Here is a 19,207-nt window from a genome sequence, read left to right on the forward strand (position 1 = left end):
GTATCTGCAACCCACCCGTGCTGCGGTGGCTATGCGCAGCGATTCCTGGGGGACGCATGCTTCAGAACATCAGGGACAATTCCCAAGGCTGGATCGCCAAGACGATTATCGGCGTCATCATCATGCTGCTCGCACTGACGGGCTTCGACGCCATCTTCAATGCCGCCGCCAATCGTGGCACCGTCGCCGAGGTCAACGGCGAAGAGATTTCCCAAACCGAGCTGGACCAGGCGGTCAACATGCAGCGGCGTCAGCTCGCACAGCAGCTCGGCAACAGTTTCGATCCCTCCCTGCTGAACGACGGCATGCTCCGTCAGTCGGCGCTGTCCGGCCTGATCGAGCGCATGCTGCTGCTTCAGGCTGCCAGGGGTGCGGACTTCGCGTTCTCCGATCAGGCGCTCGACCAACTGATCCTGCAAACGCCCGAATTCCAGGTCGACGGCCGGTTCGAAGCGGCCCGCTTCGATCAGGTGCTGCAGCAGATGGGCTATACCCGCATGCAGTTCCGCGAGCTGCTGGAGCAGGAGATGCTCATCGCCCAGCTGCGTGCCGGCATCGCGGGTACGGCCTTCGTGACCGACCAGCAGGTCCGCCAGTTCGCCGAGCTCGAGCGCCAGACGCGCGACTATTCCAGCCGCACTATCCCGGCCTCGCTCGAGGCCGTGAGCGTGGATGAGGCGGAGATCGGGAGCTACTACGAGGCCAATCGCGAGCAGTTCCGCTCCCCCGAGCAGGTGGTGCTCGAATACGTTGAGCTCAACAAGGAAGACCTGTTCGATCAGATCGAACTCGACGAGCAGGCGCTACAGGGGCTTTACCAGACGCATATCGCCAACCTGGCGGAGCAGCGGCGCGCGGCCCATATCCTGGTGGAAGTGGACGACGACACCGACGACCAGGCCGCCAAGGCCCGTATCGACGCGCTGGCGCAGCGGGTGGGGCAGGGCGAGGACTTCGCCGCGCTGGCCCAGGAGGCCTCGGAAGACCCGGGTTCCGCCAGCCAGGGCGGGGATCTGGGGTTCGCCGGTCCCGGCGTGTACGACGAGGCGTTCGAGGATGCCCTCTACGCACTGGAAAAGGGGCAGGTGTCCGAGCCGGTGCGCAGCGAGTTCGGTTGGCACCTGATCAAGCTGCTCGACGTGCGGGCGCCGGAAGTGCCGACCTTCGAGAGCCTGAGGCCGGAACTCGAGCGCGAACTCAAGTCGCAGCGGGTCGAGCAGCGCTTCGTCGAGCTGACCAAGCAGCTAGAGGACAGCGCCTTCGAAGCCGCGGATCTCGCGCAGCCGGCCCAGGAACTCGGGCTGCAAGTGCAGACCACACCGGCCTTCGGTCGTGAAGGCGGCGAAGGGATCGCCTCCAACCGCCAGGTGATCCAGGCGGCGTTCAGCGACGAGGTACTCGGCGATGGCGCCAACAGCAACGTCATCGAGCTGGACCCGGACACCGCCGTGGTGGTCCGCGTCAAGGAGCATATCCAGCCGGAGATACTGCCGCTGGAGGAGGTTCGCGAGCGGATCGCCCAGCAGCTGCGCGGCGAAAAGGCCGCGGAGCAGGCACGCAAGGAGGGCGAGGCGCTGCTGGCAAGCCTGCGGGCAGGAGAGGACAAGACCGGTCCCGAGGCCTGGGCTCGTACCGAGGCAGCGACCCGCAATCAGGAAGGCATCGACCCGATGGTGCTGCAGGCCGTGTTCCGCATGCCCAAGCCTGACGGCGAGCAGCCGACCTACCAGGGGGTGTCGCTGGCCAACGGAGACTACGTGGTGCTCGAGCTGCACGGCGTCGGTGTCCCCCAGGACGAACTCTCCGAGCAGGAGCTGCAGGAATATCGCCGGTTCCTCGCTTCCCGTGCCGGGCAGCAGGACTTCTCCGCCTATCGCGAGTGGCTGCAGGCCCAAGCCAAGATCGAGCGTGAGTGATCAGCAGCCCGATCGCCTGACATGAATAAACCCGCCTTGGCGGGTTTTTTCATGCTTGCAGGTTCTGCCAAGAAAAATGCCGAGAGTTGGCGTCATGAGCCGAGCCTACAGGCATCCATTCGCGGTCGAGACCGTTCCCACAGGAGCGTGCCGAGCATTCGGACCCGAGCCAGCGGGGGCGGATTAGGAAGGATTCGTGAGCAAGGACTGGGCGTCCCCCCTCGCTCCTGCGTGGGGGGTCTTGACCGCGATCTTCGCATGGCCAGGTCGCAGGCAGAGGCTGTCCCTGCGGAGGGGCGACGCGCCGGCGATGCCGGCGGTTGCCGCCTACGCCTCCTTGCCAGTGGGAAGGGGCGCAGGCGGCGCGGGAGGATCAGTCTTCGAGCGCGCCCATGGCGGTGGTGTTGAAGCCGCCGTCGACGTAGAGGATCTCGCCGCTGATACCCGAGGCCAGGTCGGAACAGAGGAAGGCGCCGGCGTTGCCGACTTCTTCGATGGTCACGTTGCGGCGCAGGGGGGTCTGGCGCTCGTTGGCGGCCAGCATCTTGCGGAAGCTCTTGATGCCCGAGGCTGCCAGGGTGCGGATCGGGCCGGCAGACACGGCGTTGACGCGGGTGCCTTCCGGGCCGAGGCTGCCGGCGAGGTAGCGAACGCCTGCTTCGAGGCTGGCCTTGGCCATGCCCATGACGTTGTAGTTGGGCATGGTGCGCTCGGCGCCCAGGTAGGACAGGGTCAGGATACTGCCGTTGCGGCCCTGCATCATCGGGCGGCCGGCCTTGGCCAGTGCCACCAGGCTGTAGGCGCTGATGTCGTGGGCGATGCGGAAGCCCTCCCGCGTGGTCACCTCGGTAAAGTCGCCGTCCAGCTGGTCGCCCGGGGCGTAGCCGACCGAGTGGACGATGATGTCCAGCCCGTCCCACTTCTGCTCCAGCGCCTCGAACACTTTGGCGATCTCGTCGTCGTTCGCCACGTCGCAGGGGAAGCACAGGTCGGCGCTCGACCCCCAGCTGGCGGCGAATTCCTCGACGCGGCCCTTGAGCTTGTCGTTCTGATAGGTGAATGCCAGTTCGGCGCCTTCGCGATGCATCGCGGCGGCAATGCCGGAGGCGATCGACAGCTTGCTGGCCACGCCGACGATCAGCGCGCGCTTACCGGTGAGAAAACCCATGTGCTTGTTCCTCTTCTGCTTGTTCGGCAGATGCCGGCGCCAGGAAAGCGGCCTCCAGCAACTGCTGCGTGTATGGATGTTGCGGTCTGGCGAAAATGTCCTCCGCCGGCCCCTGTTCCACGATCTTTCCCTGCTTCATCACCATCAGCTGATGGCTCAGCGCCCGTACCACCGCCAGGTCATGGCTGATGAACAGGTACGTCAGGTCGTACTTCGCCTGCAGGTTGCGCAGGAGCTCCACCACCTGACGCTGAACCGTCCGGTCGAGCGCGGATGTCGGCTCGTCCAGAAGAATCAGCGCCGGCTTCAACACCAGCGCACGCGCGATGGCGATGCGCTGCCGTTGGCCGCCGGAAAACTCATGCGGATAGCGGTGCCGGGTCTCCGGATCCAGCCCCACCTCCGTGAGTGCATCTATGACGGCCTGTTCCTGCTCCGCGGCACTTCCCTGCCGGTGGATGTGCAGTCCCTCGCTGACGATCTGGCCGACCGACATGCGTGGGCTCAGGCTCCCGTACGGATCCTGGAACACCACCTGCATCTGCCGCCGCAGCGGGCGGACGCCGGCCTGGCTCATGCCGTCCAGCGCCTGCCCCCTGAAGCGGATCGCACCCTGGCTCGACAGCAGCCTGAGCAGGGCCAGCCCCAGCGTCGACTTGCCCGAGCCGCTCTCGCCGACGACTCCGAGCGTCTGGCCCTGCGGAAGGACGAAGCTTACGCCGTCGACGGCCTTGACGTGGTCGACGGTGTGGCGCAGCAGTCCCTTCTTGATCGGGAACCACACGCGCAGGTCTTCGACCTCGAGCAAGGGCGTCGTCGATTCCGGCACAGCGACCGGCTCGCCACTCGGTTCGGCGGCGAGCAGTTCGCGGGTGTACGGATGCTGCGGCGAGCGGAACAGTTCGTCGCAGGACGCCTGTTCGACGACGCGACCGCTCTGCATGACACATACCCGGTGCGCGATCCGCCGCACCAGGTTCAGGTCGTGGCTGATCAGCAGTATCGCCATGCCGAGGCGCGCCTGCAGTTCCTTGAGCAGCTCGAGGATCTTCAGCTGGACGGTGACGTCCAGCGCCGTGGTCGGCTCGTCGGCGATCAGCAGCTCGGGCTCGTTGGCCAGCGCCATGGCGATCATCACGCGCTGGCGCTGGCCGCCGGACAGCTCGTGGGGGAGGGCGCGGATGCGCGTGTGCGGCTCCGGGATGCCGACCAGCTCGAGCAGTTCGAGCGTCCTTTGGTTCGCCGCCTTGCCGCGCATGCCCTTGTGCAGGGCGAGCACTTCGCCGATCTGCTTGCCGACGGTATGCAGCGGGTTGAGCGAGGTCATCGGCTCCTGGAAGACCATGGCGATCCGGTTGCCGCGGATCTGGCGCATGCGTTTCTCGTTCGCCGCCAGCAGGTCCTGGCCGTCGTAGAGGATCCGGCCGGAGGGATGGCGCGCCAGCGGGTAGGGCAGCAGGCGCAGGATCGAGTGGGCGGTGACGGACTTGCCGGAGCCGCTTTCGCCGACCAGGGCGAGGGTTTCGCCGCGCGGGATGTCGAAGCTGACCTCGTGCACCACTCGCTGGCTGCTGTCGCCGTGGCTGAATTCGACGGCCAGGTCCCGTATTTCGATGAGGTTCGCCGTCATGTCACTTCCTCGGGTCGAAGGCGTCGCGCGCCGCTTCGCCTATGAACACCAGCAGCGTCAGCATCAGCGCCAGCACCAGGAAGGCGGTGATCCCCAGCCAGGGCGCCTGGAGGTTGGCCTTGCCCTGCGCCACCAGCTCGCCCAGCGAGGGGGCGCCTGGCGGCAGGCCGAAGCCGAGGAAGTCCAGCGCCGTGAGGGTGCCGATCGCCCCGGTGAGAATGAAGGGCATGAAGGTCATGGTCGAGACCATGGCGTTCGGCAGGATGTGGCGGAACATGATGGCGCTGTTGCGCATGCCCAGCGCGCGCGCGGCGCGCACGTACTCGAGGTTGCGCCCGCGGAGGAATTCGGCGCGCACCACGTCGACCAGGCTCATCCATGAGAACAGCAGCATGATGCCCAGCAGCCACCAGAAATTCGGCTGCACGAAGCTGGCCAGGATGATCAGCAGGTAGAGCACCGGTAGACCGGACCAGATTTCCAGCAGCCGCTGGCCGAGCAGGTCCACCCAGCCGCCGTAGAACCCCTGCAGCGCACCGGCGATCACTCCGATGATCGAGCTCAGCACGGTCAGCGTGAGGGCGAACAGCACCGAGATGCGGAAGCCGTAGATGACCCGGGCGAGCACGTCGCGGCCCTGGTCGTCGGTGCCCAGCCAGTTCTGCCAGGACGGCGGGGCGGGCGCCGGCACCTGCAGGTCGTAGTTGATGCTCGAATAGTCGAAGGGGATCGGCGGCCAGAGCATCCAGCCGCCCTGTGCGGCGATCAGCTCCTGGATGTAGGGGCTCTTGTAGTTGGTCTGCAGGGGGAATTCGCCGCCGAAGGTGGTTTCCGGGTAGCGCTTGAGCACCGGGAAGTACCACTCGCCATTCACGTGCACCACGATCGGCTTGTCGTTGGCGATGAGTTCGGCGCCGAGCGTCAGCACGAAGAGCGCAAGAAACAGCCAGAGCGACCACCAGCCGCGCCGGTTGGCCTTGAACAGGGCGAAGCGGCGCTGATTCAGGGGGGACAGACGCATCTCAGACCTCCCTGCTTTCGAAGTCGATGCGCGGATCGACGAAGGTGTAGGTCAGGTCCCCGATGAGCTTGACCAGCAGGCCGAGCAGAGTGAAGAGGAACAGCGTGCCGAACACCACCGGATAGTCGCGGTTCACCGCGGCCTCGAAACTCAGCAGGCCGAGCCCGTCGAGGGAGAAGATCACCTCGATCAGCAGCGAACCGGTGAAGAACATGCCGATGAAGGCCGAGGGGAAGCCGGCGATGATGATCAGCATGGCGTTGCGGAAGACGTGGCCGTAGAGCACGCGGTTGCGCGACAGCCCCTTGGCGCGGGCGGTCACCACGTACTGCTTGTTGATCTCGTCGAGGAAGCTGTTCTTCGTCAGCAGGGTGAGGGTGGCGAAGTTGCCGATCACCAGCGCCGTTACCGGCAGCACCAGGTGCCAGAAGTAATCGATGATCTTGCCTCCCAGCGTCAGCTCGTCGAAGTTGTTCGAGGTCAGCCCGCGCAGCGGGAACCAGTTCCAGTAGCTGCCGCCGGCGAACAGCACGATCAGCAGGATGGCGAACAGAAAGGCCGGGATGGCGTAGCCGACCACGATCACCGAGCTGGTCCAGACGTCGAACCGGCTGCCGTGCCGGGTCGCCTTGGCGATCCCCAGCGGGATCGACACCAGGTACATGATCAGCGTGCTCCAGAGCCCCAGCGAGATGGAGACCGGCATCTTCTCGATGATCAGCTCGGTCACCTTGGCGTCGCGGAAGAAGCTCTCGCCGAAGTCGAACTTGGCGTAGTTGCTGAGCATGATCCAGAAGCGCTCGGGCGCGGGCTTGTCGAACCCGTACAGCCGCTCGATCTCGGCGATCAGGTCGGGGTCCAGGCCCTGGGCGCCGCGGTAGCTGGAGCCGGCGGCGGAGACTTCGGAGCCACCGCCGGCAATGCGGCTGGTGGCGCCCTCGAAGCCCTCGAGCTTGGCGATGGCCTGCTCCACCGGACCGCCCGGTGCGGCCTGGATGATGATGAAGTTGATCAGCAGGATGCCGAACAGGGTCGGCACGATCAGCAACAGGCGACGAAGGATGTACGCCAGCATGTCACTGCTCCGTGGCCGGCTGGTCGCCGTCGGTTGCGGGCGCGTCTTCCGGGTCGAAGGCCGGATCGATGGTCGGCATCGGCTTGTCGGGCTGGCGCCACCAGGTCATCAGGCCGAGGTCGTGCTCCGGCGTGGTCTGCGGGTGCTGCAGGTGGCTCCAGTAGGCGACCCGCCAGGTCTTGATGTGCCAGTTCGGCACCACGTAGTGGCCCCAGAGCAGCACGCGGTCGAGCGCGCGGGTGCGGGTCACCAGTTCCTCGCGCGAGTCGGCGCCGATCAGTTGTTCGACCAGGGTGTCGATCGCCGGGTCGCGCAGGCCGATGAAGTTGCGGCTGCCCGGGTTGTCGGCGCTGGACGAGTGCCAGTACTCGCGCTGCTCGTTGCCCGGCGAGCTGGACTGGCCGAAGCCGCCGACGATCATGTCGTAGTCGCGCGAGCGCAGCCGGTTGATGTACTGCGAGACGTCGACCCGGCGGATCTCCAGCTCGATGCCGAGGTCGGCCAGGTTGCGCTTGTACGGAAGCAGTACGCGCTCGAAGTCGGCCTGCACCAGCAGGAACTCGAGCTTCACCGGTTTGCCCTGGGCGTCGACCATGTGGTCGTTCTCGATCTTCCAGCCGGCGTCGAGCAGCAGCTTGTAGGCCTGGCGCTGCTGCTCGCGGATGATGCCGTTGGCCTCGGTCACCGGCAGGGAGAAGGGCTTCTCGAAGACTTCGTCGGGAATCTTGCCGCGCAGCGGCTCGAGCAGTTTCAGCTCCTCGGGGCCGGGCATGCCGCGCGAGGCCAGTTCGGAGTTGTCGAAGTAGCTGAGCGTGCGGGTGTAGGCGCCGTTGAACAGCTGGCGGTTCGCCCATTCGAAGTCGAACAGCAGGGCCAGGGCCTCGCGCACCCGGCGATCGGCCAGCAGCGGCTTGCGGATGTTGAAGATGAAGCCCTGCATGCCCGTGGGATTGTGGTTGCGGATCTCCTCCTTGACGATCCGCCCGTCCTTCACCGCGGGGATGTCGTAGGCGGTCGCCCAGTTCTTCGCGCTGGTCTCGAGCCAGAAATCGAACTGCCCGGCCTTGAACGCCTGGAGCGCGACCGTCATGTCGCGGTAGTAGTCGTACACCAGGGTGTCGAAGTTGTAGAAGCCGCGGGTGACCGCCAGGTCCCTGGCCCAGTAGTCCTTCACCCGCGCGTAGCGGATCGTGCGGCCGGGCTGCACGCGCTCGACCCGATAGGGGCCGCTGCCCAGCGGGGGTTCGAGGCTGCCGGCGGCGAAATCGCGCTCGGCCCACCAGTGCCTGGGCAGCACCGGCAGTTGCCCGAGGATCAGCGGCAGCTCCCGGTTGGCGCCATGCTTGAAATCGAAACGGACCTTGTTGGGGGCCTCGGCGACCGCGCGGTCGACGTCCGCGTAATAGGCGCGGTACTGCGGGGCGCCCTGGCTGATCAGGGTGTCGAAGGTGAAGACCACGTCCTCGGCGGTGATCGGGGTACCGTCATGGAAGCGCGCCTCCGGCCGCAGGTAAAAGCGAACCCAGCGATTGTCCGGCGCCTTTTCGATCTTCTCGGCGATGAGCCCGTAGACGCTGAAGGGCTCGTCCAGGCTGTTCACGGTCAGGGTGTCGTAGACCAGGCCGATGTCGTCGGCCGACACGCCCTTGTTGATGAAGGGGTTGAGCGTGTCGAAACTGCCGAAACCCGCCTGGCGCAGGACGCCGCCCTTGGGAGCGTGCGGATTGACGTAGTCGAAGTGGCTGAAGTCGGCGGGGTACTTGGGCTTTTCGTCGTACAGCGTCAGCGCGTGTTGCGGCGCCGCCTGGGCGGCGGTCGCGAACGCTACCAGCAGAGCGGTCACCAGCCATGGCAACGGGGTCCGCAGGGTCTTGATCATCGAAGCTTCTCCTGGCTCTTCAGCCACCACGCGCGCAACCCTAACGCATAAGGGGGCGTGGTGACATGGGCAAATCGGTTGCGATAGGCGATGCGGTGGTAGTCGATGTACCAGTTGGGGATGCTGTAGTGGTTCCACAGCAGCACCCGATCGATCGCCTTGGCCGCCGCGACCTGCTCGTCGCGGGTCTGCGCCGCGAGCAGCGTGACGAGCAGGTCGTCGACGACGGGGTTGCGTATGCCGGCATAGTTGCGCCCGCCCTTGACGTCCACCTGGCTGGAATGGAAGTACAGCCACTGCTCCAGCCCGGGGCTCAGGCTCTGCGGCAGCGTCATCAGGATCATGTCGAAGTCGTACTGGTCGAGCCGGTGCTTGTACTGGGCGCGGTCGACGATCCGCAGGTTCGCTTCGATGCCGATGCGGGCCAGGTTCTCCGTATAAGGCTGCAGGATTCGCTCAAGGCCCGGATTGACCAGCAGGATCTCGAAGCGCAGCGGGGTGTCCTGGCCGTTGCGCAGGCGCTGCCCGCTCGGCTTCCAGCCGGCTTCGGCGAGCAGCCCCATGGCGCGCCTGAGCGTCTCGCGGGGAATGCCGCGGCCGTCGGTAACCGGCAGGCGGAACGGCTCGCCGAACAGTTCGGCGGGCAGCTGCTTGCGGTACGGCGAGAGCAGCAGCCATTCGCGGCCCTCCGGCTTGCCGGTGGCGGCGAACACGCTGTTGGGGTAATAGCTCTCGCTGCGTTCGTAGGCGCCGTAGAAGAGGGTCCGGTTGGTCCATTCGAAATCGAACATCAGGCCGAGCGCCTCGCGCACGCGCCGGTCGCCGAAGGGCGCGCGGCGGCCGTTCATGAACAGTGCCTGGGTCTGGGTGGGGATCTGGTGCGGGATCTCGGCACGGATCACGTCGCCGCGCAGCACGGCGGGGAAGTGGTAGCCGGTCGCCCAGTTCTTCGCCTGGTGCTCGATATAGAAGTCGAACTCGCCGGCCTTGAAGGCCTGGAAGGCGACCGTGTTGTCGCGGTAGAACTCCACCTCGATGCGGTCGTAGTTGTACTTGCCGCGGTTGACCGGCAGGTTGGCGCCCCACCAGTCCTTCACCCGCTGGAACACGATGCGCCGTCCGGGGCGCACCTCGACGATCCGGTAGGGGCCGCTGCCCAGCGGCGGTTCGAAGGTCGTCGCGGCGAACGCGCGGCCCTGCCAGTAGTGCTGTGGCAGGACCGGCAGCTCGCCGAGACGCATGATCAGCAGCGGGTTGTCGCTGCGATCGAACACGAAACGGATGCGGTGGCGGTCGAGGATGTCGACGCGCTTGACCCCGGCCAGGTCGGTCCGGTAGCGCGGGTGGCCGTCGGCGACCAGGGTGCGGTAGGAAAAGGCGACGTCATAGGCCGTGATCGGCTTGCCGTCGTGAAAGCGCGCTTCCGGGCGAAGGTTGAACACTACCCAGCTGCGATCGTCGCTGTATTCCACCGAGCGGGCGATCAGGCCGTAGCTGGAGGCCGGCTCGTCGCCGGACGGGTCATAGAGGCCGGTGCCGACCATCAATGGCTCGTTGAATTCGGACACGCCGTAGTCGAGAAAGCCCGGCGTGCCGCTCGGGCTGGTTCCCTTGAAGGTATAGGGATTGAGCGTGTCGAAGGTGCCGGTGGCCATCAGGCGGACGGTGCCGCCCTTGGGCGCGTCGGGGTCGACCCAGTCGAAATGGGTGAAGCTGGCGGGGTATTTGAGCGATCCGAACTGTGCGAATCCATGGCTCTGGCTAAGGGCTGCCAGGGCGGGAAAGCTGAGGCTCAGGCTGGTCAGGAGCAGGAAAAGGCGTCGCATCAAACGGTGGTCCCGCTCCGTGGCGGCGGTCGGTTTACCGGCGGTACAGTATCAGCTTGAACCCGCTGGAAAAAGGCCGCCGGCCTCAGGCAAACTGCCGGCGTCGAGACGCCCTGAAGTCGGGCGTGAGGTTTGGATCTTGAGCGAACGCAGTCATGGCCTGCAGGCGTGGGTTCAGCGGCTGAACGAAGCCGAACTGCCCGCGCTGGCCATCGTGGTAAGCGACCTTCACCGCCTGACCCAGGAAGCCGATGCCTCGGTACGACAGCTCGCCGACGTGCTGCTGCGCGACGCGGCCCTGACCTCCAAGGTGCTGCGGGTCGCCAACAGCAGCTACTACAACCCCTCCCAGGAAAACATCAAGACGATTTCGCGGGCCATCGTGCTGATCGGCTTCGACAGCGTGCGCCTGATCGGTCTGTCGGTCAGCCTGATCGACCAGTTGCTGGCCCGCGCGTCCCGCGAGCAGTTGCAGGAACTGCTGGCCCGCTCGTTCCATGCCGCGGTTCAGGCACGCAACATCGCCGGCTACGTGCTGGTGCGCGATCAGGAGGAAGTCTTCATCGCGGCCTTGCTGCACGACCTCGGCGAACTCGCCATCTGGGGCTGCGGGGGCGAGCAGGCGGACGAGCTGGTGGTCGAACTGGCGCGTCCGGGCAGCGAACGCGAAGCGACGGCCCAGCGCGTGCTGGGCACCAGCTTCCGCCAACTGACCCAGGGGCTCATCAGGAGCTGGAACCTCGGTGATCTCGCCAGCCTGGCGGCTGCCAGCCCAGGCAGCAAGGACCCCGGCGTCCGCGCCGTGAGCCTCGGTGCGCGGATCAGCCAGGCGGCCCTGGGCGGCTGGGACTGCCCGGCCATGGAGGCGCTGGTGCGGGAAACCGCGGCTTTCACCGGCGTCAGCGAGGAGGACGCCCTGCAGCAGATCCTCGCCAGCGCCGACGAGGCGATCGACGTCGCCAGGACGTTCGGCGCAGGCCGGCTGTGCGACCTGATCCCGCATACCGACCTGGTCCAGATCCGGGTGCAGCAGGAGCAGCGCAAGGCGCGCCTGCTGCAACCCGACCCGGCGCTCACCCAGCGCGCCCTGCAGGACCTGGGCATGATGGCGAGCGGCGGCGCCGGGCTGGAGCCGGTGCTCGACAGCGTGCTGGACGGGTTGCACCGCGGCGTCGGGCTCGAGCGGGTGATGCTGGCCGTGCTCGCCGAGGGGCAGACCAGCTTCCGCGTGCGCCGCGCGGTGGGCGAGGGCACGCAAGGCTGGATGGAAGGCTTCAGGCTGCCGGTGGAGGGCGCGCGCCCGGCGGACATCTTCAGCTACGTGCTGCGGCAGCGACAGGCCATCTGGATGGGCGTGCCCGCCAGCTACAGCCTGGACGATCTGGTGACCGACGGCATGCGGCAGGTGCTGGGAAGGGGAATGTTCTTCGTCGCGCCGGTGATGGCCGGAAGCCGTCCGATCGGGGTGCTGTACGCCGACTCGAGGTGTTCGGGGCGGGCGCTGAAACACGAACAATTCGTTGCGTTCCAGCGCTTCACCCAGCTGACCGGCCGCTGCCTGGAGGCGCTCGGCAAGCCCCGCTGATGCTCAGTGGGGCAGGTAGAGCGTGAGCGTCTGGCCCGGTTGCAGCGTCGCGGCGCTGCCCGGGTTCCAGCGCTGAAGGGTGTTCAGGCCGACGTTGAAGCGCTTGGCGATCGCATACAGCGAATCGCCTTTGCGGACCTTGTAGTAGGTCGCCGGCCGCTCGCTTTGCTCGGTCACCCCCGGCCCCTGCAGGAACAGCGCCTGGCCGACCTTGAGGTTGCTGCCCGAGAGACGGTTCCAGCGCTGCAGGTTGCGCACCGTGACGTTGTTGTTGCGCGCGATGTCCCAGAGGTTGTCGCCCGGGCGCACCCGGTAGGTGCGCGGCGTGCTGGCGGTATTGTGCGCGACCGCATGCAGCGCCTGCTGCGTCGTGCCGCCCCCGGCCGGCGCCGGGATGCTCAGCACCTGGCCGATGTCCAGCCGGTCGCTGCGCAGGCGGTTGATGTCCTTGATGATGTTGACGCTCAGGTTGTAGCGGTTGGCGATGGCGCCAAGGCTGTCGCCGGGGCGCACGCGATATTCCTGCCAGTCCACCAGGTCCTGCGGCTTCATCAGCGCCAGGTTGGCCTCGAGCATCTCGGCCTTGTCCAGCGGCACGAGCAGGTGCTGGGGGCCGTCCAGCGTGATGCGGCGAGTGAAGGCCGGGTTGAGCTGGAACAGCTCGTCCTCGTCGAGGTCGGCGAGCTTGGCCACCCGCGCCAGATCCATCCGGTGCTTGAGCGGGATGACTTCGAAATAGGGTTCGTTGGCGATCGGGTCGAGCGAGATGCCGTAGGCATCCGGCGTGTTGACCATCTGCGAGACCGCCAGGAGCTTGGGCACGTAGTCCTGGGTTTCCTTCGGCAGGCGCAGGTTCCAGTAGTCGGTCGGCAGCCCGGCGCGCTGGTTGCGCTCGATCGCCCGGCTGACCGTGCCTTCGCCGGCGTTGTAGGCCGCCAGGGCCAGCAGCCAGTCGCCGTTGAACATGTCGTGCAGGCGCTGCAGGTAGTTCAGCGCCGCGTTGGTCGAGGCGATCAGGTCGCGCCGCCCGTCGTACCAGCGGGTCTGCCGCAGGTTGTAGTGCAGGCCGGTCGAGGGAATGAACTGCCAGAGCCCGACCGCGTGCGCCCGTGAGTAGGCGAGTGGATTGAAGGAGCTCTCGATCAGCGGAAGCAGCGCCAGTTCCAGCGGCATGTCGCGCTCTTCGAGCTGCTCGACGATGTAGTGCAGGTAGGGCGCGCCGCGCTCGCAGGCGACCTCGACGTTGGACGGGTTGCTGGCGTAGAGCAGGCGCTGCTGCTCGATGCGCGGGTTGCTGCCCAGGTAGTCCTGCAGCGCGAAGCCGTCGCGCATGCGATCCCAGACGTCTTCACGGACCACGGGCACGGCCGCGCTGGTCAGCCACTCGGGCTCCTGCTCGACCTGATTGCCCAGGGTGCCGACGCGCGCGGGCGTGGCCTGATCCTGGATTCCGTTGCTCTGGCAGCCGGCGAGGGCGATGCAGAGGGCTAGGGCCGTGGCCCGTCCAGAGGCTGCCAAGGCGTCTGGACCGCGGCGTTCCTTTCGGGCTGGCGGCATTGGCTGAGGGGTTCCCCTGGGTGCGAAGTGCGGCGATTCTAGGAATCGCTTCCGGGGAGGGTCAAGCGCAACGCCTCCTTTTTGGGCATTGGTTGGCTTTAGAACCGGTCCTTCCACTGCCGCAGCGCGGCGAATGCCTGCAGCGGCGTATCGCACTCCGTTCCCGCCTGGGCCGCCGCCGCGGCCTGCACCTGCGGCAGGTCGCAACGCAGGAAGGGGTTGGTCTCGCGCTCGAGGGCGAGGTCGCTCGGCAGGGTGATGGCGCCCGCCTCGCGCAGCCGCGAGACTTCTTCGGCGCGCTGCGCCAGCGCCCGGTTGCCCGGCTCCACGGCGCGGGCGAAGCGCAGGTTGCCCTGGGTGTATTCGTGCGTGCAGTAGACCCGGGTCTCGGCCGGCAGCGCGGCGAGGCGCTGCAGCGAGTGGTGCATCTGCTCGGCGGTGCCCTCGAACAGCCGACCGCAGCCGCCGGCGAACAGCGTGTCGCCGCAGAGCAGCCACGGCCGTTCGTGGTCGGGATGGAAGTAGGCGATGTGGCCGAGCGTGTGCCCGGGCACCTCGATGACCTCGAGCCGGCAGCCGAGCACCTCGATCCGCTGGCCGTCGTCGAGCGCGACATCGCGCGCCGGGATCTTTTCCCTGGCCGGGCCGTAGACGGTCGCGCCGGTGGCCTGCTTGAGGGCCGCCACGCCGCCGACGTGGTCGTGGTGGTGGTGGGTGACCAGGATGTCGCTCAGTCGCCACCCCGGATGGCTATCCAGCCAGGCCAGTACCGGCGCGGCATCGCCCGGGTCGACCGCAACGCACTGCCGCCGCTCGTTGTCCTTGAGAAGCCAGATGTAGTTGTCGGTGAACGCGGGAAGAGCTTCGATCTGCAGCATGTCCGGGTCGCCAAGTCAGTGACAAAGGGGCATCCTAGCAAAGGATCGGCAATCGGATCGCTACCCGTCCGAATCCACCGTCCGAGGAGGAAATGCGATGAGCGACGCACATCCCGACGAGAAATGGCTGGAGCTGACGCGACAGGCCCGCGCCTGGTTCGACGGTCCGCTGGGCCGTCAGCTGCTGCAGCAGGAGCGCCCCCTGATCGAGCGCGAACTGGCCCGCTGTTTCGGCAGTTACCTGATCCACTACGCGCCTTGCGCCGAGGCGCTGATCGAGCCGGAGAAGATCAAGCGCACCGTCCGTCTGGGCGCGCCGCTGCCCGGCAACGAGATCGCCTGCGACGAACGGGCCTGGCCGCTGGGCGAGCACGCGGCCGACGCGGTGGTGCTGCAGCATGGCCTGGACTTCAGCCTGTCGCCCCATGCGCTGCTGCGCGAGGCGGCGCGCAGCGTCCGCCCGGGCGGGCACCTGCTGATCGTCGGCCTGAACCCCTGGAGCCTGTGGGGCGCGCGCCGGGCGATGTCGCGCGAGGCCCTGCGCCAGGCGCATTGCTTCGGCGCGTCGCGCGTCGGCGACTGGCTGAACCTGCTTGGTTTCGCACTGGAGAATCGACGGTACGGGTGCTATTGTCCGCCGCTTTCTTCGAGCCAATGGCAGTCGCGCCTGGAACGGGTGGAAGCCCTGGGGCAGCGGATGCAGACGCCGACCGGCGGCTTCTACGTGCTGGTCGCCCGCAAACTGATGGTCGGTTTGCGGCCCCTGCGCCAGCCGCCGCGACAGCGGGTCGGCAAGCTCATTCCCATGCCGGTCGCCAAGATCAGCCGGCGCAACCTGAAATAGCGGAGCCCGCCCCCTGCGATGAGCGACGATGTGGTCGAGATTTATACCGATGGCGCCTGCAAGGGCAATCCCGGGCCGGGCGGCTGGGGTGCGCTGCTCGTCTACAAGGGCGTCGAGCGCGAGCTCTGGGGCGGCGAGCCGGACACCACCAACAATCGCATGGAGCTGATGGCGGCGATCCGCGCGCTGGCCGAGCTCAAGCGGCCTTGCCAGGTACGCCTGGTGACCGACTCGCAGTACGTGATGCAGGGCATCACCGAGTGGATGAAGAACTGGAAGAAGCGCGGCTGGAAAACCGCTACCCGCCAGCCGGTGAAGAACGCCGACCTGTGGCAGGCGCTCGACGAGCAGGTCAGCCGTCACCAGGTGGTCTGGGAGTGGGTGCGCGGGCACAACGGACATCCCGGCAACGAACGGGCCGATCTGCTGGCCAACCGCGGCGTGGTGCAAGCCAAGCGCCAGCCGGTCCTGTGAACCTCATAAAGAAGTAGAGAGAACCTCATGCGCAGCGTCGTGCTGGATACCGAAACCACCGGCATGCCGGTCACCGATGGCCACCGGATCATCGAGATCGGCTGCGTCGAGCTGCAGGGCCGGCGGCTGACCGGCCGGCATTTCCACGTCTACCTGCAGCCGGACCGCGAGGTCGACGAAGGCGCGATCGCCGTCCACGGCATCACCAACGAGTTCCTGATCGACAAGCCGCGCTTCCGCGAGGTCGCCGACGAGTTCTTCGAATTCATCAAGGATGCCCAGTTGATCATCCACAACGCGGCGTTCGACGTGGGCTTCATCAACAACGAGTTCGCGCTGCTCGGGCAGCAGGACCGTTCCGACATCGCCCAGCATTGCTCGGTGCTCGACACCCTGATGATGGCCCGCGAGCGCCACCCGGGGCAGCGCAACAACCTCGACGCGCTGTGCAAGCGCTACGGGGTCGACAACTCCGGCCGCGACCTGCACGGCGCCTTGCTCGACGCCGAGATTCTCGCCGACGTCTATCTGGCGATGACCGGCGGGCAGACCCACCTCTCGCTCGCCGGCGAAGGCGCCGACGGCAGCAACGGCGGCCGCCCGCAGCCGAGCCCGATTCGCCGGCTGCCGGCCGAGCGCCCGCGCACGCCGGTGCTGCGTGCCAGCGAGGAAGAGCTGGCCGCGCACGTCGCCCGCATGGCGGCCATCGAGAAGGCCGCCGGCGGCACGCCGCTGTGGGTGCAGCTCGAGCAGCAGGCCGCCGAGGCGGCGCACGCACGGGCTGCGGAGCCCGCCTGAGCGTCGGCCGAACGGCCTTTCGGTCGGGCCATGGAGCTTCTACCCTGAAGGAGGGACCCTTCAGGACGGCTTCATGTACAAAGACCTCAAGTTCTCCATCCTCATCGTCCACCGCGACATCACCGCCGATACCGTCGCCGGCGAGCGGGTCAGGGGCATCGCCACCGAACTCGAACGCGACGGCTTCAACATCCTGCACACCGCCAGTTCCGCCGAGGGGCGCATCGTCGCCTCGACGCACCACGCGCTGGCCTGCATCCTGGTCGCCGCCGAAGGCGCCGGGGACAACCAGCGCCTGCTCAAGGACGTGGTCGAGCTGATCCGCGTTTCCCGCCGCCGGGCGCCCAGGCTGCCGATCTTCGCGCTGGGCGAGCAGGTCACCATCGAGAACGCGCCGGCCGAGGCGATGGCTGACCTGAACGAACTGCGCGGCCTGCTCTATCTGTTCGAGGACACGGTGCCGTTCCTCGCCCGGCAGGTGGCGCGCGCCGCCCGTACCTACCTCGAGGGGCTGCTGCCGCCGTTCTTCCGCGCGCTGGTGCAGCACACCGGCGAGTCGAACTACTCCTGGCACACGCCCGGCCACGGCGGCGGCGTGGCGTTTCGCAAGAGCCCGGTGGGGCAGGCGTTCCACCAGTTCTTCGGCGAGAACACGCTGCGCTCGGACCTGTCGGTATCGGTGCCGGAGCTCGGTTCGCTGCTCGACCACACCGGGCCGCTGGCCGCTGCCGAGGCGCGGGCAGCACGCAATTTCGGCGCCGACCACACCTTCTTCGTGATCAACGGCACCTCGACGGCGAACAAGATCGTCTGGCACTCGATGGTCTCGCGCGGCGACATCGTGCTGGTGGACCGCAACTGCCACAAATCCATCCTGCACGCGATCATCATGACCGGGGCGATCCCCATCTACCTGACCCCGGCGCGCAACGAGCTCGGCATCATCGGGCCGATTCCGCTGGAGGAGTTCGCACCGGCCTCGATCGCCGCGAAGATCGCCGCCAACCCGCTGGCAGCCGGGCGCGAGCCCAAAGTCCGGCTCGTGGTGATCACCAACTCGACCTACGACGGGCTCTGCTACAACGCCAACCTGATCAAGCGCACCCTCGGCGACACCGTCGAGGTGCTGCACTTCGACGAGGCCTGGTACGCCTACGCCGCCTTCCACGAGTTCTACGACGGCCGCTACGGCATGGACACCCGCGAGCAGGGGCCGCTGGTGTTCACCACGCACTCCACGCACAAGCTGCTCGCCGCCTTCAGCCAGGCCTCGATGATCCACGTGCTGGACAGCCAGACCCGCCAGCTCGACCGCGACCGTTTCAACGAAGCCTTCATGATGCACACCTCCACCTCGCCGCAGTACGGCATCCTCGCCTCGCTGGACGTCGCCTCGGCGATGATGGAGGGGCCGGCCGGGCGTTCGCTGATCCAGGAGACCTTCGACGAGGCGCTGAGCTTCCGCCGCGCGCTGGCCAACCTGCGGCGCAACCTCGGCCCGGACGACTGGTGGTTCGACATCTGGCAGCCGCCGGTGGCCGACGGCGCCGACGAGGTGGTCACCGGCGACTGGCTGCTGCAGCCGGAGGCCGACTGGCACGGCTTCGGCGACATCGCCGACGACTACGTGCTGCTCGATCCGATCAAGGTCACCCTGGTCACCCCGGGGCTCACCGCCGCGGGCACCCTGGGTGAACAGGGCATACCCGCCGCGGTGGTCAGCAAGTTCCTCTGGGAGCGCGGGCTGGTGGTGGAGAAGACCGGCCTGTACTCGATCCTCGTGCTGTTCTCGATGGGCATCACCAAGGGCAAGTGGAGCACGCTGCTGACCGAGCTGCTGGAATTCAAGCGCCACTACGATGCGAACGTGCCGCTGTGCGACGCGCTGCCGTCGGTGGCGGTCGCCGGCGGGACGGTCTACCAGGGCATGGGGCTGCGCGACCTGTGCGACGCGCTGCACGCCTGCTACCGCAGGAACGCTACCGCCAAGGCCATGCGCCGGATGTACACCGCGCTGCCGCAACTGGCCATGATTCCGTCGGATGCCTACGACAAGCTGGTCCGTGGCGAGGTGGAAGCGGTGCCGGTGGAGGCACTGGAAGGACGCATCTCGGCGGTCATGCTGGTGCCCTATCCGCCGGGCATTCCGCTGATCATGCCCGGCGAGCGTTTCACCGAGCAGACCCGTTCGATCCAGGACTATTTGAGGTTCGCCCAGGCCTTCGCCGAGGCGTTCCCGGGCTTCGACGCCGACGTGCACGGCCTGCGCGACGATCCGGACGAAACGGGCAGGGTGGTCTACACGGTCGATTGCATCCGGCAATGAGCCGAGCGCAGGCACTCCGGCTTGTTCGTCCTTCGCCGGAATCCCTCATCCGGCCCTGCGGGCCACCTTCTCCCGGAGGAGAAGGGAAAGGCATGGCGACACGCCCCTGCAGGCTCTGCCTGCGACCGGGTCCTGCACGGAGATGCCTCCATCCTGTGGGAGGCGCGCCCTCGCGGCGACAGGGCGGCCCGGCGGTGAATGGGTGGGCCGAAGCGGAGCGCCGCCCGGTT

Annotated in this window: 14 protein-coding genes; 6 read left to right on the forward strand and 8 right to left on the reverse strand. The window is 67.2% G+C overall.

Annotated elements, in window-relative coordinates; all coding sequences use genetic code 11:
* The first annotated feature begins 56 nt into the window (after positions 1-56).
* Positions 57-1,916, forward strand: a complete 1,860-nt coding sequence (locus H610_RS0100145; protein ID WP_028237831.1) for a SurA N-terminal domain-containing protein — start codon at positions 57-59, stop codon at positions 1,914-1,916.
* A 373-nt stretch (positions 1,917-2,289) separates the two neighbouring features.
* Here the strand turns inward: H610_RS0100145 and fabI are convergent, their stop codons facing one another.
* Genes fabI through H610_RS0100175 form a run of 6 tightly spaced genes read right to left on the reverse strand, consistent with a single transcriptional unit; the run spans position 2,290 to position 10,515 of the window.
* On the reverse strand, positions 2,290-3,084 hold the full coding sequence (fabI, locus tag H610_RS0100150; RefSeq protein ID WP_028237832.1) for an enoyl-ACP reductase FabI: 795 nt from the start codon (positions 3,082-3,084) through the stop codon (positions 2,290-2,292).
* Positions 3,065-4,714, reverse strand: a complete 1,650-nt coding sequence (locus tag H610_RS0100155) for an ABC transporter ATP-binding protein (RefSeq protein ID WP_028237833.1) — start codon at positions 4,712-4,714, stop codon at positions 3,065-3,067. The genes fabI and H610_RS0100155 overlap by 20 nt, the downstream gene beginning before the upstream one ends.
* A 1-nt stretch (position 4,715) precedes the next feature.
* Complete coding sequence (locus tag H610_RS0100160; RefSeq protein ID WP_028237834.1) at positions 4,716-5,735, reverse strand: ABC transporter permease; 1,020 nt, start codon at positions 5,733-5,735, stop codon at positions 4,716-4,718.
* 1 nt (position 5,736) lies between these two features.
* Entirely contained in the window at positions 5,737-6,810 is a 1,074-nt protein-coding gene (locus tag H610_RS0100165; RefSeq protein WP_028237835.1) for a microcin C ABC transporter permease YejB, read from the reverse strand.
* A 1-nt stretch (position 6,811) separates the two neighbouring features.
* Entirely contained in the window at positions 6,812-8,689 is a 1,878-nt protein-coding gene (locus H610_RS0100170) for an extracellular solute-binding protein (RefSeq protein WP_051231396.1), read from the reverse strand.
* Positions 8,686-10,515 carry an extracellular solute-binding protein gene (locus tag H610_RS0100175; RefSeq protein ID WP_028237837.1) on the reverse strand — a complete coding sequence of 610 codons (1,830 nt, stop codon included), beginning with the start codon at positions 10,513-10,515 and terminating at the stop codon, positions 8,686-8,688. Before H610_RS0100175 ends, H610_RS0100170 begins: the two co-directional genes overlap by 4 nt.
* Before the next feature lie 139 nt (positions 10,516-10,654).
* Between H610_RS0100175 and H610_RS0100180 the strand changes: the two genes are divergently transcribed.
* Positions 10,655-12,100: an HDOD domain-containing protein gene (locus H610_RS0100180; protein WP_152529021.1), complete on the forward strand. Its 1,446-nt coding sequence runs from the start codon at positions 10,655-10,657 to the stop codon at positions 12,098-12,100.
* A 3-nt stretch (positions 12,101-12,103) separates the two neighbouring features.
* On the opposite strand, the gene H610_RS0100185 is transcribed toward H610_RS0100180, so the two are convergent.
* Both H610_RS0100185 and gloB read right to left on the reverse strand, forming a co-directional pair.
* Positions 12,104-13,657, reverse strand: coding sequence for a lytic transglycosylase domain-containing protein (locus H610_RS0100185; RefSeq protein WP_084166330.1), 1,554 nt, complete (start codon positions 13,655-13,657; stop codon positions 12,104-12,106).
* 98 nt (positions 13,658-13,755) lie between these two features.
* Positions 13,756-14,535, reverse strand: coding sequence for a hydroxyacylglutathione hydrolase (gene gloB, locus H610_RS0100190; RefSeq protein WP_028237840.1), 780 nt, complete (start codon positions 14,533-14,535; stop codon positions 13,756-13,758).
* Between the two features lie 97 nt (positions 14,536-14,632).
* Here gloB and H610_RS0100195 point away from each other — a divergent pair, with 97 nt between their 5' ends.
* The 4 genes from H610_RS0100195 to H610_RS0100210 all read left to right on the forward strand — a co-directional run bounded on the left by H610_RS0100195 (position 14,633) and on the right by H610_RS0100210 (position 18,977).
* The gene (locus H610_RS0100195) at positions 14,633-15,379 is read left to right on the forward strand and encodes a class I SAM-dependent methyltransferase (RefSeq protein ID WP_028237841.1); all 747 of its coding nucleotides are present in this window, start codon (positions 14,633-14,635) and stop codon (positions 15,377-15,379) included.
* Positions 15,380-15,397: 18 nt separating this feature from the next.
* Complete coding sequence (rnhA, locus tag H610_RS0100200; protein WP_028237842.1) at positions 15,398-15,853, forward strand: ribonuclease HI; 456 nt, start codon at positions 15,398-15,400, stop codon at positions 15,851-15,853.
* Positions 15,854-15,880: 27 nt separating this feature from the next.
* Complete coding sequence (dnaQ, locus tag H610_RS0100205) at positions 15,881-16,651, forward strand: DNA polymerase III subunit epsilon (RefSeq protein WP_028237843.1); 771 nt, start codon at positions 15,881-15,883, stop codon at positions 16,649-16,651.
* Between the two features lie 73 nt (positions 16,652-16,724).
* Positions 16,725-18,977, forward strand: a complete 2,253-nt coding sequence (locus tag H610_RS0100210; protein WP_028237844.1) for an Orn/Lys/Arg family decarboxylase — start codon at positions 16,725-16,727, stop codon at positions 18,975-18,977.
* Positions 18,978-19,207: the final 230 nt, after the last annotated feature.

Origin of the sequence: Stutzerimonas azotifigens DSM 17556 (assembly GCF_000425625.1) — a bacterium.
GTDB lineage: Bacteria > Pseudomonadota > Gammaproteobacteria > Pseudomonadales > Pseudomonadaceae > Stutzerimonas > Stutzerimonas azotifigens.

Coding starts and splice junctions, on each gene's coding strand:
- H610_RS0100195 (WP_028237841.1), top strand. CDS start 14,633: ATGAGCGACGCACATCCCGACGAGAAATGGCTGGAGCTGACGCGACAG.
- H610_RS0100185 (WP_084166330.1), bottom strand. CDS start 13,657: ATGCCGCCAGCCCGAAAGGAACGCCGCGGTCCAGACGCCTTGGCAGCC.
- dnaQ (WP_028237843.1), top strand. CDS start 15,881: ATGCGCAGCGTCGTGCTGGATACCGAAACCACCGGCATGCCGGTCACC.
- H610_RS0100170 (WP_051231396.1), bottom strand. CDS start 8,689: ATGATCAAGACCCTGCGGACCCCGTTGCCATGGCTGGTGACCGCTCTG.
- H610_RS0100175 (WP_028237837.1), bottom strand. CDS start 10,515: ATGCGACGCCTTTTCCTGCTCCTGACCAGCCTGAGCCTCAGCTTTCCC.
- fabI (WP_028237832.1), bottom strand. CDS start 3,084: ATGGGTTTTCTCACCGGTAAGCGCGCGCTGATCGTCGGCGTGGCCAGC.
- gloB (WP_028237840.1), bottom strand. CDS start 14,535: ATGCTGCAGATCGAAGCTCTTCCCGCGTTCACCGACAACTACATCTGG.
- H610_RS0100145 (WP_028237831.1), top strand. CDS start 57: ATGCTTCAGAACATCAGGGACAATTCCCAAGGCTGGATCGCCAAGACG.
- rnhA (WP_028237842.1), top strand. CDS start 15,398: ATGAGCGACGATGTGGTCGAGATTTATACCGATGGCGCCTGCAAGGGC.
- H610_RS0100165 (WP_028237835.1), bottom strand. CDS start 6,810: ATGCTGGCGTACATCCTTCGTCGCCTGTTGCTGATCGTGCCGACCCTG.
- H610_RS0100160 (WP_028237834.1), bottom strand. CDS start 5,735: ATGCGTCTGTCCCCCCTGAATCAGCGCCGCTTCGCCCTGTTCAAGGCC.
- H610_RS0100210 (WP_028237844.1), top strand. CDS start 16,725: ATGTACAAAGACCTCAAGTTCTCCATCCTCATCGTCCACCGCGACATC.
- H610_RS0100155 (WP_028237833.1), bottom strand. CDS start 4,714: ATGACGGCGAACCTCATCGAAATACGGGACCTGGCCGTCGAATTCAGC.